Here is a 16,205-nt window from a genome sequence, read left to right on the forward strand (position 1 = left end):
AATAGCAACATTATTAATAGTGAAGATTATTATTGCTGGAAGTTTAGTCGCTAACTTGCTAAAATTTCCTGCTTTACTGTTTTCAATTTACAGCCAAATTTTTATATAAATAGGTGGACCCTCGTCAATGGATCAAGCCCCACAATCTAGACTTAAAGAGCTAATTACCAAAGGTAAAGAGCAAGGTTACTTAACTTTTGCTCAAGTAAATGATCATCTTCCTCAAGATATCATCGACTCAGATCAAGTTGAAGACATTGTAAGAATGATCAACGACATGGGTATTCAAGTATTTGAAAATGCCCCTGATGCCGATACCTTGATGATGACCGAAGGTAACACCGATGAAGATGCAGCTGAAGCTGCTGCTGCGGCATTAGCAACCGTTGAAAGTGAAATTGGTAGAACCACAGATCCTGTGCGCATGTACATGCGTGAAATGGGTACGGTAGAACTTTTAACACGTAAGGGCGAAATCGTTATCGCCAAACGTATTGAAGAAGGCATTAAAGAAGTTCAACGTTCTGTATCTGAATTTCCTCCTGCAATTACTTACTTGTTAGAACTTTGGGACGGTTATGAAGCCGAAGAAGTTCGTTTAAGCGATATTATTGTTGGCTTTTTAGATCCAAACGCTGAAGAAGAAGAAATTCCTGTAGCGGCAACACACATCGGCTCAGAACTTTCAAAAGAAGAACTTGATAGTGAAGATTCTGAAGACAGTGACGAAGATGACGAAGAAGAAGAAGATACAGGGCCAGATCCTGAGTTGGCGAGAGAAAAATTCGCAGAACTTCGTATGCTTTATGAAAACGCTAATAAAATTATTCAAGCAAAAGGGCGTGGCCATAAAGACGCCATTGAAGCGATTGACGCTGTTGCCGATATTTTTAGAGAATTCCGTTTAATTCCTAAATTATTTGATAAATTAGTTAAAAACATGCGTAATGTAATGGATCGTTTACGTGTGCAAGAACGTTTAATAATGAAACACTGTGTCGTTGGCGCAGGTATGCCCAAAACCACTTTCATTAAAATCTTCCCAGGTAACGAAACATCTAAAGAATGGTTTGACGAACAAAAAGCAGCTGGCCTACCTTACTCTGATAAACTAGAAGAAGTTGATTTAGATGTTACCCGCTGTATTACTAAGTTAAACAATCTTGAAGAAGAAACTTTCTTAAAAGTTATTGCAATAAAAGACATCAACCGTCGTATGTCTATAGGCGAAGCAAAAGCCCGTAGAGCGAAAAAAGAAATGGTTGAAGCCAACTTACGTTTAGTTATCTCAATTGCGAAAAAATACACTAACCGTGGTTTACAGTTCTTAGATTTAATTCAAGAAGGTAACATTGGCTTAATGAAAGCGGTTGATAAATTTGAATACCGCCGTGGTTACAAGTTTTCAACTTACGCTACTTGGTGGATCAGACAAGCAATAACACGTTCAATTGCCGACCAAGCACGTACTATCCGTATTCCAGTGCATATGATTGAAACGATTAACAAATTAAATCGTGTATCTCGTCAAATGTTACAAGAAATGGGGCGTGAACCTACCCCTGAAGAATTAGCTGAACGCATGATAATGCCTGAAGATAAAATTCGTAAGGTATTAAAAATTGCCAAAGAGCCAATTTCAATGGAAACTCCTATTGGTGATGATGAAGATTCGCACCTAGGTGACTTTATTGAAGATGGTAGTGGCGAACTGCCAGTAGATTCTGCAACATCTGAGAACTTGAAAAATGCGACTCATGAAGTACTTGCTGGTTTAACTGCCCGCGAAGCTAAAGTATTACGTATGCGTTTTGGCATCGACATGAATACCGATCATACCTTAGAAGAAGTAGGTAAACAGTTTGATGTAACACGTGAGCGTATTCGTCAAATTGAAGCGAAAGCGTTGCGTAAATTACGTCACCCTTCTCGTTCTGAGCAACTTAAAAGCTTCTTAGATGGTGAATAACATTTAATTTAAGTAAGCAATAAACTAAAATCCAGCAATTACGCTGGATTTTTTTTAAACACAATTCAGCAATCAACGAAACAATGAGCACCTTTATGTATCGCATATTCTTAATGATTACTTTGTTAGTTTTGCCAATAGTCGCAACCGCTAACAATCAATCAACCATAGACATTACACCACTGATTGGTTATCGCTTTGGTGGTAACTTCGACAATACTCAAACAGCAACGCGTATCAAACTCGCTAAAGATGTCAGTTACGGTTTACAAGTCGCATGGCCCATGACAACTAATCAACAAGGCGAAGTAGTCATAAGCCATTACGACACGGGTATCATTAACGCAGACGATGATTCTCCGAGTGACTTGATGGCTGATAATAATATTGGGGTTACCTATCTACATTTAGGCGGTAATGTAAAGCTCAGCGAAGGTAATCTACCAATATGGATTTCTGGTGGCTTAGGTGCTTCATATTTAGCCCCTAGCGACGATAACTTAGACGACGAACTTCGATTTTCAATGAATCTTGGCATGAATACACGATACACATTATCAAGTAACTTAAGCTTAACCTTAGGCGGGCGAGTGTACGCAACCTTTTTCAATTCTGATAGCGCAGCATTTTGTAATTCCGACATTTGTAATATTCATATTTCTAACGATGTATGGATTCAAAGCGAAGTAAACGCAGGATTAGTATTTTCATTCTAATGACAACATAAGCGATAAGCGCCAATGATAATAAGCTAAACATCTTTTTGATTAAGAAATCGACAAACAAACAATAAAACATAAAAATTTAATTTCAACGGGTGACAATAAAATAAAAAATGCTTATACTGCACCCGCTTTCTAACACTATCAGCTCTTGATAACGTTAAAGCAATGGAAATGGCCCCTTAGCTCAGTTGGTTAGAGCGCCCGACTCATAAGTACGCCATTGTGGGCGTAACAACGTTGGTATCATTGGATACCCATCCTATAACTTCGGATGTAAAACCCTGACTTAGTTTTGATTTAATATGGAAGATATTATATCAAGGCGACACCCGAAAGCGAAAGTTCTAGGGGACAAGAGTATGTTAGGAAAAGGCTAGTGAAAGTTGGTCGCTCAACTTGATAGGTTAGTCAGTTAGAAAATATATGGTAAAAGCTTGATTGCTTGAATCCTAAACCGAGATGCTTATTAACGGCTTCGAATTGTCACAGCGAATAACGGCAATTTAAACTAGCATTAGTGTACGATTATGAGCCACTGATGAGTTATCTAGTTTACATCGCTTCCAAGTAGGAAGTTAAAAGGTTGAAAGGGATACCTAAGTATTTTAATCACGTTGTTATTGTCAACTATGGGATCGCCTAAGGCAAGTAATTGCTAATTAGGGATTGACATGACATACGGTGTGTTTTAAAATGCGCACCCAGTAAATAGTTGAAGCAATTCATATATTTACAACCAATTCATGAAGGTCTCGGTGACAGAGTTATCGTAGTACCCCACATATATTGGGCCTATAGCATAACGGTTAATGCATACGACTCATAATCGTCAGAGTCTTGGTTCGAATCCAAGTAGGCCCACCATCTTCAGTTCTATCAGGTCTAATTAACCGCAAAACTATTACCCTACTATGAATACGCTTGTCGTAACTGACAAGGAAGGGAAAGGATAGCAGGTAATCTGTTTCTAAGGAAAGGATAGTTATTCGTATGAATAGTAAAGGTATCCACAGAATTGAAACAATCAGAAAGTTAAATAGTGATAATCCTGATTGGGTCAACCAAGATTTATACCGCCTACTGTATAGCCATGAGTTATACGTAATCGCTTACGAGCGCATTAAAAGTAAAGCGGGAAATATGACGGCTGGCTCTGACGGTACAACCATTGATGGTTTCTCTAATGATGCTATTTATAACATCATTGATAGTATGAGGAATCAGAGTTATAGATTTAACCCAGCCAAAAGGGTAGAAATACCTAAGGCAAATGGCAAGAAGCGTCCCCTTGGGATTGCTCCTCCAAGAGACAAAATTGTTCAAGAAATTATTAAGACAATTTTAGAAGCCATTTATGAACCTAGATTCTCGAAAGATAGTCATGGATTCAGGGAAAATCTAGGTTGCCATACAGCATTGAAGGAATTTAGAGCTAATTGGAGCGGAGTTAATTGGATAATTGAGGGTGATATTAAAGGTTTCTTTGATAATATCTCGCATGTAAAACTGATTAATATACTTCGCAAAAGAATTAATGATGAAAGATTCATCGATTTGATCCAAAAGGCGTTAAAAGCTGGATATCTGGAATTCGGTGTTTTGCACAATACAATTGTTGGTACACCTCAAGGAAGCATTGTCTCTCCTATTTTGGCTAACATATACTTACATGAATTCGATATTTTTGTGAATGAAGAGATTGTTAAGAAACACTCAAAGGGTGATAGTAAAAAACTTAATCCTAAGTATAGAAGTTTAGCTAGTAAAATTTCATATCGAAAGAAAAAACTAGAATGTACTGAAGGTGCTGAGAGGGATGATTTGCTCTATGAAATCAAAACACTTAGCAAAGAATTATACGATACACCTGCGTCAGCTAATGATGACTCTTACATAAGGGTTAAATATATCAGATATGCTGATGACTGGATGATTGGAGTGAATGGTTCTCAGGAACTTGCTACTACTTTTCGACAAATGTGTGCTGATTTTTTGAATCAGGATTTAAAGCTAGAACTTAGCTTTGAGAAAACACATATTAGACACGCCAAAAGCGAAGAAGCTTTTTTTCTTGGCACAAGGCTGAAAGTCGGTTCAGATGGCGGAACTAAAGTTGCCACTGTGAAAAGAGGAAGCTCCACATTTAGAAAACGAGTTACAGGTTGGACACCAATTATGAAAGCTCCTATCGACAAGATAATTAAAAAACTTTTCGAAAAAGGCTTTTGTACTCATGATGGCAAACCTAAGTCTAAAGATGGATGGATTGGTTTCGATGATATTCAAATTGTAGAACTATACAATGGGGTATGGAGAGGACTACTCAATTATTATTCATTCGTGGATAATAAGAATAGTCTTAGAAACGTACAATACATCTTACATCACGGGGCTGCAAAAACTCTCGCTGGGAAACACAGATCCAGTGTGAGAAAGATATTTAAAAAGCATGGTAATAGCTTAAACATAAATGTGTTTAACGATGAGAAAAAAGTTATTAGGAAAACCAAATTCCATTTGGCAAAATCTCTTAATAGAGAACCTAACTCTTTTATGATCAATAGTATAGGCGCTAATATGGGTGGTAAGATTGATTACCACCAAAAGCTCAGAACTAGAAGCAAATTAGACAGTCCCTGTTGTATTTGTGGAGCTACAGAGAATATCGAGATGCACCACGTAAGACATGTTAGGAAAATAGGTGAAAAACTGAAAGGTTTTACCAAAATTATGTCAATCATAAACAGGAAGCAAATTCCGGTTTGTAGAGAATGCCATAATAAGATTCATGCTGGTAAATATGACGGAATTAGCCTTAAGGATTTTAAGTTAGTACACACTGCTATGGCTTAAAGTTCATATTTAAATTTAATCAGTAATGTGATTACTGGAGAGCCTATTGCTCGGAAACTTGCACGATGGGTTCGGAGGAAAGTTATTGTATCACCTTTGGTTAACAGACAAAGGTAACGGTAGCTGATCCTATTCGGTAGGTCCTGTGTTCAAATCACAGAGGGGCCACCATTTTATAAAACCTATCTAGTAAGTAACTACAAACATATATTTTATGGGCCACTCATGGGCCACCTTATGCTATGCTTTATCCGCATCCCTACTCTTAGCTATGACTTCTAAGAAAGTTATCTAGATGAAACTGTCTATTATATTCAGCATTAATTAGTTGACGTGTTTTTATGTGATTTTTAATTTGCAATTGACTACATCGTTTTGTGGAGTCTCCAAAACAACCGCCCTACAGTTGCAGAAAACAAGGAAAAAACTAAGTGTTCCTCGCATTCATAGGGCTAAACCTCTTTAGAAGTAGAGAGTAATGCGAGCTTACGCAATAAAGTACCTATAGCTTCTTCCGCCGCCAGATGTAGTTAATATCTGTTTATCTACTAAGTCAGCCAAATCTCTTATTGCAGTAGCATCAGAGGTTTTTACTAAGGCTTTATATTTATTACGTGAAACCCCCTCACTGAAGTCAGATGTTTCTAATAGTCGGTTAATCAATTTTTGCTGCCGAGTATTGAGTACGGTTTGCTGATGTTTTTGCCAAAACCGAGTAGTTTGCATTACCCGTTCAAATTCACATTTGGCATCAAGTGCTGATTTTTCTACTTTTGATAAAAACCAAATTATCCATTGAGTTAAGTCTAATTCAGCGGTCTCGTTTAGCTTGCCTTGGTGTAACTCTAATTGTTGGTAATATTCAGTTCTATCCACTTCAAATACTGAAGAAAGTGAAAATAAACGTAAAGTGGTATTTTCTGCTTCAGCTAAACACCGCTCTGCTATTATGCGAGATAATCGTCCATTACCATCATCAAAGGGGTGAATGGTTACAAACCAAAATTTAGCGATAGCGGCTCTAATATAAGCCGATCCATTGTAATGTGAATTTAGCCAATTAAAGAATAACGTCATTTCATGACTAACTTCCGCTAGGTTTTTACTTGGAGCCAAATAATGAAGTTTTTGCTTACCGTATTTTCCAGAAAGAATTTGCATTTCATCATTACGATACTCACCAATAGTCATTGGAGTAATTAATGGTTTTACAGGGAATAATAGCTGATGCCAAAACTTGATGGTGTTGTCGTCTATTTTTTTATCAACAAAACGTATGGCACGTAATAACAACTCAACCATAGAATCACTTTGTTGATTAAATTTATTTTTATGAGCAGCGTCAACATGCAAGCCTAGTTTATTCACTATGCTTGAACGAACAGAGTCACGATCAAAATTTTCACCTTCAATTTTAGCAGAGGCTAAGGTTTCATCTAATAAGATAGACGCTTCCCAATCTAATCTTTGCTCAGTGGTGAGTAACTCACTTAATTTTTTAAGCGGTGAAACGGCTTGTATACACTTTTCTAATGCAGGCATTACGCTCACATTATCATAAGTAAAGTTAGGCCAGTTTGAGCTTTCCCATATCCACATAATCGCTCCTGAGTTAAATAAAAACTTAATCAACTCATATTATGAGTTGATTAATGCATTTAAACAACTTAAATGTAAAGATACTTGTGAATCGCTATAGTGCAAAAATGAAATTCAGACTTCAAATATACGTAATTATAACGAGCCATCAACTAACGTTGAACACAAGGCAGACTAATGTTTATTTTGCTAAAAATAGTTAGTAATACTTTTGCATACGTCACCTCAATAAAGCTAAAAATAAAATAAGAATAAAGGTAGTTAGTAAAAAGTCCGAATATTGCTATTCGGACTTTTTATACTTAAGTGGCAGTTTCTATTTAATCTTAATGTTCGTGCTCGTCTTCATTAGCAACGCCTAACCATGCAGCTTTACCTGGTATGAAATTAAGATCGAAATGACCAACCACTTCGCCATCATGTAGATCAATAGTGGTGACTTCTTGACCGTTAACAATATATACAAGCTCATGCGCTTTTGATGAAACGATTAACGGCTTTGCGTCTGCTGCCAAAGATTCAAACACTTCAATATGCTGTTCAAATTCCCAGTCGCTTTCAGCTGAATACACGTTTAAATGGCCTTCGTTATCAAGTATTAGCATATGTTCTTTATGACCATCAAAACCATAAGTGACTGACGTTAAGCTTTCTTCTTGTTGCCAGTTAAATGGTGTTATATCTTGTGAGATTAAGTCTACTAAAAATAAATTTCCAGCAGCCGAACCTATCATGACATTACTTTCTTCGCTACCAAATAACGAGCCAATGCGAGCGCCGTCTATGAAATCAGTAGGGTTAGTAATTTTTTGTACAGTAAAAGTAGAGTCTTGCTGCTCAATAGCTAATACGCCATCTGAACAGGCAAATGCAATGTGGGTTTCAGTTTGGAAGCTGCCATGTAAAGCAGGACAAGTTGTATCAAAAACTTGCTCTTGGTGAAAATGATCATCATGTATTTCTAGCACTGCAACTTGCTCTGGTAAGCTGCTTTGTGCATTGACATCTCGCAATGTAGTTAGAACATAATCACCCCGTATTTCTGCGGTACCGTGCATATAGGTATCAAAATGATGCTCTGCAATAATTTGTTCTTCACTAATACTTTCGTCGCTTAAAATACTTAAACTTGCATTAGCATTGCTATCTTTATTACCATCAAAGAAAACAGCAACTTTATCGCCTCGCGGTACATAGTGTGTAGGCTTTACGTCATTTAAGCTAAAGCTTGTAAGGTTTGGTGAATCGTTATGTTGATCATAATGATCGCCATGTAATTCTTGCCATAGGCCACCATCAATAAATTCCACCACATCAAAAGAACGCTGTACAGCTACAGCATATCTATTTTCAGGGCTCGCATATAAGTATTCAGCAGGATGAGTAATTGATATAGATTCGATTAAACTGCTATCTTCTAAATCAAAAATATGAACAACAGCTTGGTCTACTTCTGCTATCGCTAAACGTCCTTTGCCAAGCTCTTCATCATGATCGTGATCGTCTTCAATAGGCGTCGGGGTTGGCTCAAGTTCGGTTATAGTAGTTTCATTGTCACCACAACCAACTAACGCGGTGGCGGCGCAAGCGATAACTAATGCTTTTAGAGTAAAATTTTTCATATTATTCCTTCGTGTGTTTATTAGTTGTTTTAGTTTTAGAGATTAATTAAAAAGATCCGCGAATGCCCAAAGCAATAGAGCGTCCTGCCAATGGTGTTAAATCTTTTAGAAATGATGTATGAACTTGAGCGTATTCATCTGTAAGGTTTTTACCTTTTAGATAAACCGCTAAGTCGTGTTGACCTAAATTGAAGTGGTAGTTAACGTTGGCGTCCATCATTATGTAGCCATCGGTTGATGTTTCCATAGCTGCGGTATGCGTCTGTTCAAAGTAATAACTAATAAATAAATCTGACGAAATTCGATCGCCTTGATAATTAAATTCAGATGTTAGTCTCGCAGGCGGAGTACGCGGTAAATCTCCTCCAGATTTTAACCGAGCACGAATAATATCTCCTTGTATTCGCCAAGCAAACTCTTCAGTAACTTGCCAAGCGACTTGCGCTTCAAAGCCATGCAAAGTAACGTCTTGAGCAGAAAAGACATACAAAGGCAATGTAAACGATTCTTCATCATGTTCACCGTGATCATGTCCACTATGATCATGTCCAGCATCCGCTGACAAGCCTGTTGCCTGTTCGTAATAATAATCGTCAATTTCGTTATAAAAAGCATTGAATATAAAGCCAAAATCACCTTTAAATTTACGTAGGCTTACATCGATATTATTCGATGTTTCTAAAACAACATCTTCATTAGTTAACGTAAAATGGGGGACTTCACCTTCGTCATTATGCAAAGAAAATAATGCGCCAACTTCATATGAGCCTGTACCAATATGGGGGCCAAAAGAAAGTAGTTCAGAAGCAGATGGTGCGCGTTTTGAATGCGATAATGATAGTCCTAGATTATATCCATCCATAAAATCCCAAACGATACCAGCAGAAAGGCTCGCAGGCGAAAAAACATGAGAAACCTCAAAATTACGTGTCATTCCTTGTGAAGTATGATTGCCATGATCATGATGTTCGTGTTCATCAGTATTTGCATTAACGAGCTCAAGTTCAGGTAAGCGTACTTTATTCGCTTCAATTTCAGTACGCTCAATCCGAGCACCTAGTTGCAATAATACATCACCAAAGTGGCGCTCTTCTATCCAAGCCAATGCAATTGAACGAGTTTCAGAAGGCGGAGTAAAAGCCTCTGCGCCAACAGCCGTAAAATCACTCTGCTTATAATGTACACTTACACCACCGCGCCAATCCCAAAAATCTTGATGTAATAGCTCAACGCGTGCTTCTAAGCTTTCGTTATCAAATGTAGTGCCCACTATGCCAACTTCTAGCTCACTATGGCGATAATCAGTATAAGCAACCTTTGTATTAACCGACTTGATTAGACTACTTTCCACATTAAGTTCACTAAGTAACTGCCAGCGTTTTTGTTTTAAATCGGCAAGCACTGCTACATCTTCATCACCATGGCTATGACCTGGAATGCCATATTCTTGATCTAAAACTTGATAAGAAACACCAATAAAACCGTTATCCAACAAATAACTCGTACCTAAAGTAAACCCGCTCGATTCAGCCGCTGAGTTGGCAATTTCATCAACGCCATTTTTTTCGGGCGCATAGTAATTACCGCTATCTCGATAAAAACCATCGGCATGTACTGCAAAACTGCCTGTACCACTATTAATTGAACCCGAGACTAAACTTTGATCATTGTTATCATTATATTCTGCCAGCCACTCCCCTTTTGTATCGTTAGTTTGAGGAATTCGTTCATCAACAAGGTTAACAACGCCACCAATAGCACCACTGCCATAAAATAGTGTGGCAGGACCTCGTAATACTTCAATTCTTTCTGTTGTCGACGTTTCTGCTGAAACCGCGTGGTCAGGTCCAACGCGTGATGCATCACCGGCATCTAAACCATTTTGAGTCACTAAAACTCTTGGGCCATCTAAGCCGCGAATAATCGGTGTGCTAGCTACTCCCCCATGAAAATTGCTATGCACCCCTACTTCTTTATTTAATGTATCTCCTAACGTATTTTCTTGACGCATCCGCAAGCTTTCACCTTGCAATACAGTAATGGGTAAGGCTGACTCGATATTCGAGCTATGAAAAGGAATAGCGCTCACATCAATAATTTCAATCGCAGACTTATCAAGTAATACACTCAGCTGAGCATTTAAATTTTCAGTTACTGTGACATTGACATTTTCGTGAACAAAATGCTTCGCCACTACATGTAATTCATAACGGCCTGGCTGTACCTCTAAAGTAAATAAACCTTGCTCGTTGGTTGTTGTCACTTGATTTGTGCCTTTAACTGCAACTGTAGCGCCAGCGACAACAGTTCCTTCCTTATTTGTGACATTGCCTTGTATTTGCTCAGCGTATAATGGGTGACTTGCTGATAAAACAAGTAATGCACTCATAATTTTCGATAATTTTCTCATAACGTCTCTTAGTTGCACACTTCAAAGTGTTACATTATAACAAGCGCAAGATGTTATAATGTAACAAATCAGTTTACAAGTGTTATAAAGAAATTAATGAGTTAACAGTATATCTTTTATTTTATTTAACAGCTGAAAAGTCAACAAAAATGGGAGGGTTAAACATTATTACAGACAATAACACCTAACAAAAAAATGATAAAATCAATTGAATAAATAGGATAATTTGTAAAAGAAACAACATATCACTTGTAACTTATAACAATAGAATATTACTCAACATTCTCACTAGCAGGACATTGATTTAGTGTATGAGTCGAATAAATGGACTTAATAATACTTAAAGAATTATTACAGAAGTATCAAATAATGATGAACAGAAAATAAAACAGTTAATTATGAAATGATATATTGTAACAAAAGCAATGTGAGTTTTGGCATTAAGCAGGTTATCTATCGAAGTAGAACATATTAGGCGAGTATAAAATCAACCTTATTGGTTAAAACACTAATAGCTTAATGCTAAGCTATTTCTTCTTCGAGTAAACCAATTAACTTGTCTTGTTCTATAACTTTATCTTGAGCATGAGAAACTAAAAACACATTTTCTGTGGTTTCGCCTAACGTACTTATTTTAGCTGAGTGAATAAAATAGTTATGCTTTGAAAATAAATGACAAATTTGTTCAATATAATTAGGATCGTCTAAGGTATTAACCTTAAGTAATATCTTATTTTTGCTGGTGGTTTTAAGCAGCTCAATATTAGGGGTATGATCAAAGTTCCTTACTGACAAAGGGGTACTTAACGAAGAAGGTGTAAATTCATTCGCTAAGGTTTGTTTCACACGTTCAATAACTGATTTTAAACGATACTCATCGTCTATGGGTTCATCGTTTTGATCCAATAACTTAAATATCTCTAGCGCATAATCATCTTTAGTTCGCATTATTTGCGCGTCTTTCACTCTTAATTTTGAGCTAGTGAATGTTTTAAATAAATCCGAAAAAAGATTAGGCCTGTCTTTTGTATAAACCACTAAAGTCGTGATATTTTGCTCGCTATTGTCGATAGTAAAAACAGGACTTTCGCTTGCTTTATCAATAACTACCGAACTAATACGTACAATGTCATGTAATAGATTATTACTAAAAAAGCTATTAGGAAGTACGGCCCAACGGTCAGTGATTTTTTGTTGTTCGACGCCAGATTCTATTAATAATTGTTTAGCATCTTGCTTATTTTCACGGATAACTTGTCTGGCTTCAAAAATATTTTCCAACCCGTGATTCAACGCTTCTCGAATAAACATATAAATTTGATTTAACTGATATTCATGCCAATCATTAAAATAGTTTTCATTAGTCGCCAGCATATCGGCCATGGTTAAAATATAAAGCGCATTCAGTTTTTCTTGAGAGTTAATAACTTGAGCCAGTCGTTTAATTTCTTCAGGCTCATTAATGTTCATGGTTTGAATTGCAGATATTAACAAATCTTGATTAGTGATTAACCATTGAATTCGTTTATTAGTAGAGTTTTTTAGGAGGTGTAAGTCAGCTATTTCTTTGGCTTGCATCGCACTTAGCATGTTTTTATCAATGGCTTGCTTACCCGATAAATGATGTAACAACGCGGCAAGCTTTAAGGCTAATTCGTCTTTTACACTACGATAAACAGAATAAGCTAAACTGGTTTTATCTTTTGAGTGCTTAAAAGAGTCGATAAATTGTAGTGTTTTGAACGAGTGCTCATCAACAGTGTAGGCATTGTGCATATCAAACTGCATTTGCCCCTCAATATAGCGCCACTGAGGGAAATATGACGCTAAAATGCCATAACGATGCATTAAGGCTAATGCTTTTTGAGTGCCGCTTGGGTGATTTAAAATAGCAATAAACTCTTCTCGACAGCCTTGGTAGTCTTGCAATTCGCCTAACAAGCCTCTTCTAGTGTGTCTAAGCAACCTCAGGGTTTGTGGCGCAATACCGTCAATGTCTTTACTTTGAGCAATAAGCTTAAATAATCGAATAACTTGTTGTTTGTTAATAAACACATGTTCAAATTGTGCTTCTATTAAATTATTTTTAACCATAAAATATTCATCTATTATGGTATTTTTTTCTGCTGCCCTTGCGTTAAGCGTGTCGAGTTTGAATGAATCACTGATCATTTGATTTAATTCACGAACCCTAGTCATAGCACGGTATAACTGCTTCATCATGCGTTCAATAGCGGTTTGGCTATTATCACCACTGCCAAAATGCATAAACTCTGCGACCTCAGCTTGGTGTTCAAATAACAGCACCTCTTGTGCACTGTTTTTTACCGAATGCAATGCCCAGCGCACGCGACATATAAAATCATAAGATTCAGTTAATTCTGCTAATTCGTCTTGCTGTAAAAACCCTGTACTTTTTAATGCATTGGCATTTTCTACAGAGAAGTGCTTTTGCGCTATCCACATAATGGTATGAGCATCTCGCAAGCCGCCAGGATTGTTTTTTAAATTAGGCTCTAGATACAAAGCAGTATCTTTTGCCTTTATATGACGCGCATCTTGCTCAGCGATTTTAGCTTGGTAAAAAGACTGACTAGACCATAATTTATTTTTATATAAATTCTCCCTAATCACATCGGTATGAGTTTGATTACCAATTAAACAGCGAATATCCAACAAATTAGTCGCAATAGTTATATCGCCTTTTGCCGCTTTAACTGACTCATCGATTGAACGAACAGACTGACCAATATCAACGCCAAAATCCCACAATTTAGTTAAAAACAATGACAGTTTTTCTTGTTGCTCACTTGATAACTTACCGTTAAAAATAATTGCTAAATCAATATCTGAATGAGGATGCAGTGCTTTTCTGCCATAGCCACCAACCGCATTTAACGAAATATTATCATTATCAAACTCGTACTGTTGCCACAAGTTAATCAGTAATTGATCAAAATGCTTAGCTCTTTCTTTCATTAACATTTGAATGGAATGCGTTAAGAAGCAGTCGTTTAACTGATCTGACATTTGCTGAATGCTGGATTTTATATCTGTACTTGAAGGGAGCTTAATTTCAATATTCACATTGTTTCCGTTTTAAGGCATTTCACCGTGTCTTTAAACTTTATAGTCTTTTGATAAGGATGTGCGTTGGTCAATGCTATTAGTTATTTAGCGAATAAATAATATCAACACTAACTAATTACTTCAACTTTATGGCTTCTACCACACTTTTTTGAAAGCATGAAACATGCGAAAGGGTTTCAAATAAGCTCAAATAGTGAGAGTAAATATAGGTTATAAAACAGCAGTAATGCTCTTAGAAAGGGTTTTAATTTTGAAGCCGATAAAGGCGAATATAATACCTATAATTGGCGTTATCCAATTAAAAAAACAAAATATAGCGTACTCTAATGGATTAACGAGTAAAACAGATTGCATATAAGCGCCACATGTATTCCAAGGAATTAGCGCCGAGGTAACAGTGCCACCATCTTCTAAGGCTCTAGAAAGATTTTCAGGCGCAAGTGAGCGCTCTTCATACGCTTCTCTAAACATACGCCCAGGCATTACTATCGATATATACTGGTCTGCTGCGATACAGTTAGTACCAAAAGCAGTAAAAATAGTCGTAGTAATTAACGAGCCGACACTATTTGAAAATCGCAGTAAACTTTGAACAACTCGCTGCAATAATCCTACCCTCTCCATTATCGAACCAAATGTCATCGCAGTAATAATCAACCAAATAGTATTGAGCATGGAGCCCATCCCTCCTCCACTTAGTAAATCATTGATCATTGCGTTATTGGTATGTAGTTCAACGCCTTTGAACATAACTTGCCAAACAACTTTCACATTAGTATAAAAATCTGACAAATTGTGATTTCCATAACTAAGAATTAACTCTTGTTGAAATAATATCGCGCAAACTGCACCGCATATAGCCCCAATCCCAATAGCAGGAAATGCTGGTACTTTTTTCATAGCCAATCCTAGCGTTATCAACAAAGGCAGCAATAAATACCAAGCGATTGAAAATTCCTGCTCTAAATTAACGAGTAATAAATCAATATCTTTTATGGAGGTTTCCGCCTCAGAGGTAATACCTAAAACAAAAAAAATGAGCAATGCGATTATAAAGCTGGGTATCGTGCTTATCATCATATAGCGAATGTGGCTAAATACATCAGTACCTGCAACTGCAGGAGCAAGATTGGTCGTGTCTGAAAGCGGTGAAAGTTTATCACCAAAATACGCGCCACTAATAATAGCGCCAGCGGTAATGGGTGCAGACGCAGCTAAACCAGTCGAGATTCCCATTAAAGCGACACCGATAGTCGCCGCAACGGTCCAACTGCTACCAATACACAATGCCACCAACGCACATAAAATACAGCAGCTTACATAAAAAAATTGTGGTTCAAGTAGCTGTAAACCAAAGTAAATCATGGTCGGTACAGTACCAGACAATAGCCATGTACCAATAAGCGATCCGACGGCAAGTAAAATTAAAATAGCTCCTAAAGTAATACTAATTCCTTTTACAATACCCTTCTCTATATCTTTGCCTTGATAACCATTTTTCAAACCAATAATACAAGCGACACCTGCACATAACATTAAAGCAATTTGATTGGGACCTGACGAAGAGTCATCACCAAAAAGATAAACAGCTAGAAATAACAAAATCAGCAGAAGAACAAGCGGAATAAGTGCATCGAGCATGCTAGGATTTTTTCTAGTTGAAGGTAATGGCATATATTCCAGCTTATTTTTATACGATTTTGGATCGTTTTTTATTCATGGAGAGTTTTAGATACTATCTGCGAAAAATAATTTTTACAATATTTATAATACAAATAATATTTTATTTTAAACTGGTTTGTCATTCACCTTTAATGCTTTATATTTGAATAGCAAACAGGGTAGTTGATAACTGATGTTAAGTGCATAAGTAAAATTGCTTGCATTCTTCACCCTCAATTGTATTATAAATAGTATTCAATATAATATACTTAAAA

8 protein-coding genes and 1 tRNA gene are annotated in these 16,205 nt (G+C 36.8%); 4 read left to right on the forward strand and 5 right to left on the reverse strand.

The annotated features are described in order from the left end of the window. Nucleotides 1-127 precede the first annotated feature (127 nt). The 4 genes from rpoD to AC27G3_RS07430 all read left to right on the forward strand — a co-directional run bounded on the left by rpoD (nucleotide 128) and on the right by AC27G3_RS07430 (nucleotide 5,547). Nucleotides 128-1,969, forward strand: a complete 1,842-nt coding sequence (gene rpoD, locus AC27G3_RS07415) for an RNA polymerase sigma factor RpoD (protein ID WP_487120230.1) — start codon at nucleotides 128-130, stop codon at nucleotides 1,967-1,969. A 95-nt stretch (nucleotides 1,970-2,064) separates the two neighbouring features. Further along, the gene (locus AC27G3_RS07420) at nucleotides 2,065-2,685 is read left to right on the forward strand and encodes an outer membrane beta-barrel protein (RefSeq protein WP_487120232.1); all 621 of its coding nucleotides are present in this window, start codon (nucleotides 2,065-2,067) and stop codon (nucleotides 2,683-2,685) included. Between the two features lie 797 nt (nucleotides 2,686-3,482). Continuing rightward, nucleotides 3,483-3,558: transfer RNA gene (locus AC27G3_RS07425), tRNA-Ile, on the forward strand. A 126-nt stretch (nucleotides 3,559-3,684) separates the two neighbouring features. Then, a complete protein-coding gene (locus tag AC27G3_RS07430; RefSeq protein WP_487120234.1) occupies nucleotides 3,685-5,547 on the forward strand; it encodes a group II intron reverse transcriptase/maturase in 1,863 nt (620 codons plus the stop codon). 486 nt (nucleotides 5,548-6,033) lie between these two features. Here AC27G3_RS07430 and AC27G3_RS07435 read toward each other — a convergent pair whose 3' ends face one another. The 5 genes from AC27G3_RS07435 to nhaC form a co-directional block, all read right to left on the reverse strand. Then, complete coding sequence (locus AC27G3_RS07435) at nucleotides 6,034-7,146, reverse strand: Fic family protein (RefSeq protein ID WP_487120236.1); 1,113 nt, start codon at nucleotides 7,144-7,146, stop codon at nucleotides 6,034-6,036. 326 nt (nucleotides 7,147-7,472) lie between these two features. After that, a complete protein-coding gene (locus AC27G3_RS07440; protein ID WP_487120238.1) occupies nucleotides 7,473-8,768 on the reverse strand; it encodes a hypothetical protein in 1,296 nt (431 codons plus the stop codon). A gap of 46 nt (nucleotides 8,769-8,814) precedes the next feature. Further along, the gene (locus tag AC27G3_RS07445) at nucleotides 8,815-11,178 is read right to left on the reverse strand and encodes a TonB-dependent receptor (RefSeq protein WP_487120240.1); all 2,364 of its coding nucleotides are present in this window, start codon (nucleotides 11,176-11,178) and stop codon (nucleotides 8,815-8,817) included. Nucleotides 11,179-11,700: 522 nt separating this feature from the next. Beyond that, nucleotides 11,701-14,265 carry a [protein-PII] uridylyltransferase gene (gene glnD / locus AC27G3_RS07450; protein WP_487120242.1) on the reverse strand — a complete coding sequence of 855 codons (2,565 nt, stop codon included), beginning with the start codon at nucleotides 14,263-14,265 and terminating at the stop codon, nucleotides 11,701-11,703. Nucleotides 14,266-14,478: 213 nt separating this feature from the next. Continuing rightward, on the reverse strand, nucleotides 14,479-15,942 hold the full coding sequence (gene nhaC / locus AC27G3_RS07455) for a Na+/H+ antiporter NhaC (RefSeq protein ID WP_487120244.1): 1,464 nt from the start codon (nucleotides 15,940-15,942) through the stop codon (nucleotides 14,479-14,481). Nucleotides 15,943-16,205: the final 263 nt, after the last annotated feature.

The sequence above is a fragment of the Colwellia sp. SU-HH01217 genome, assembly GCF_057543495.1.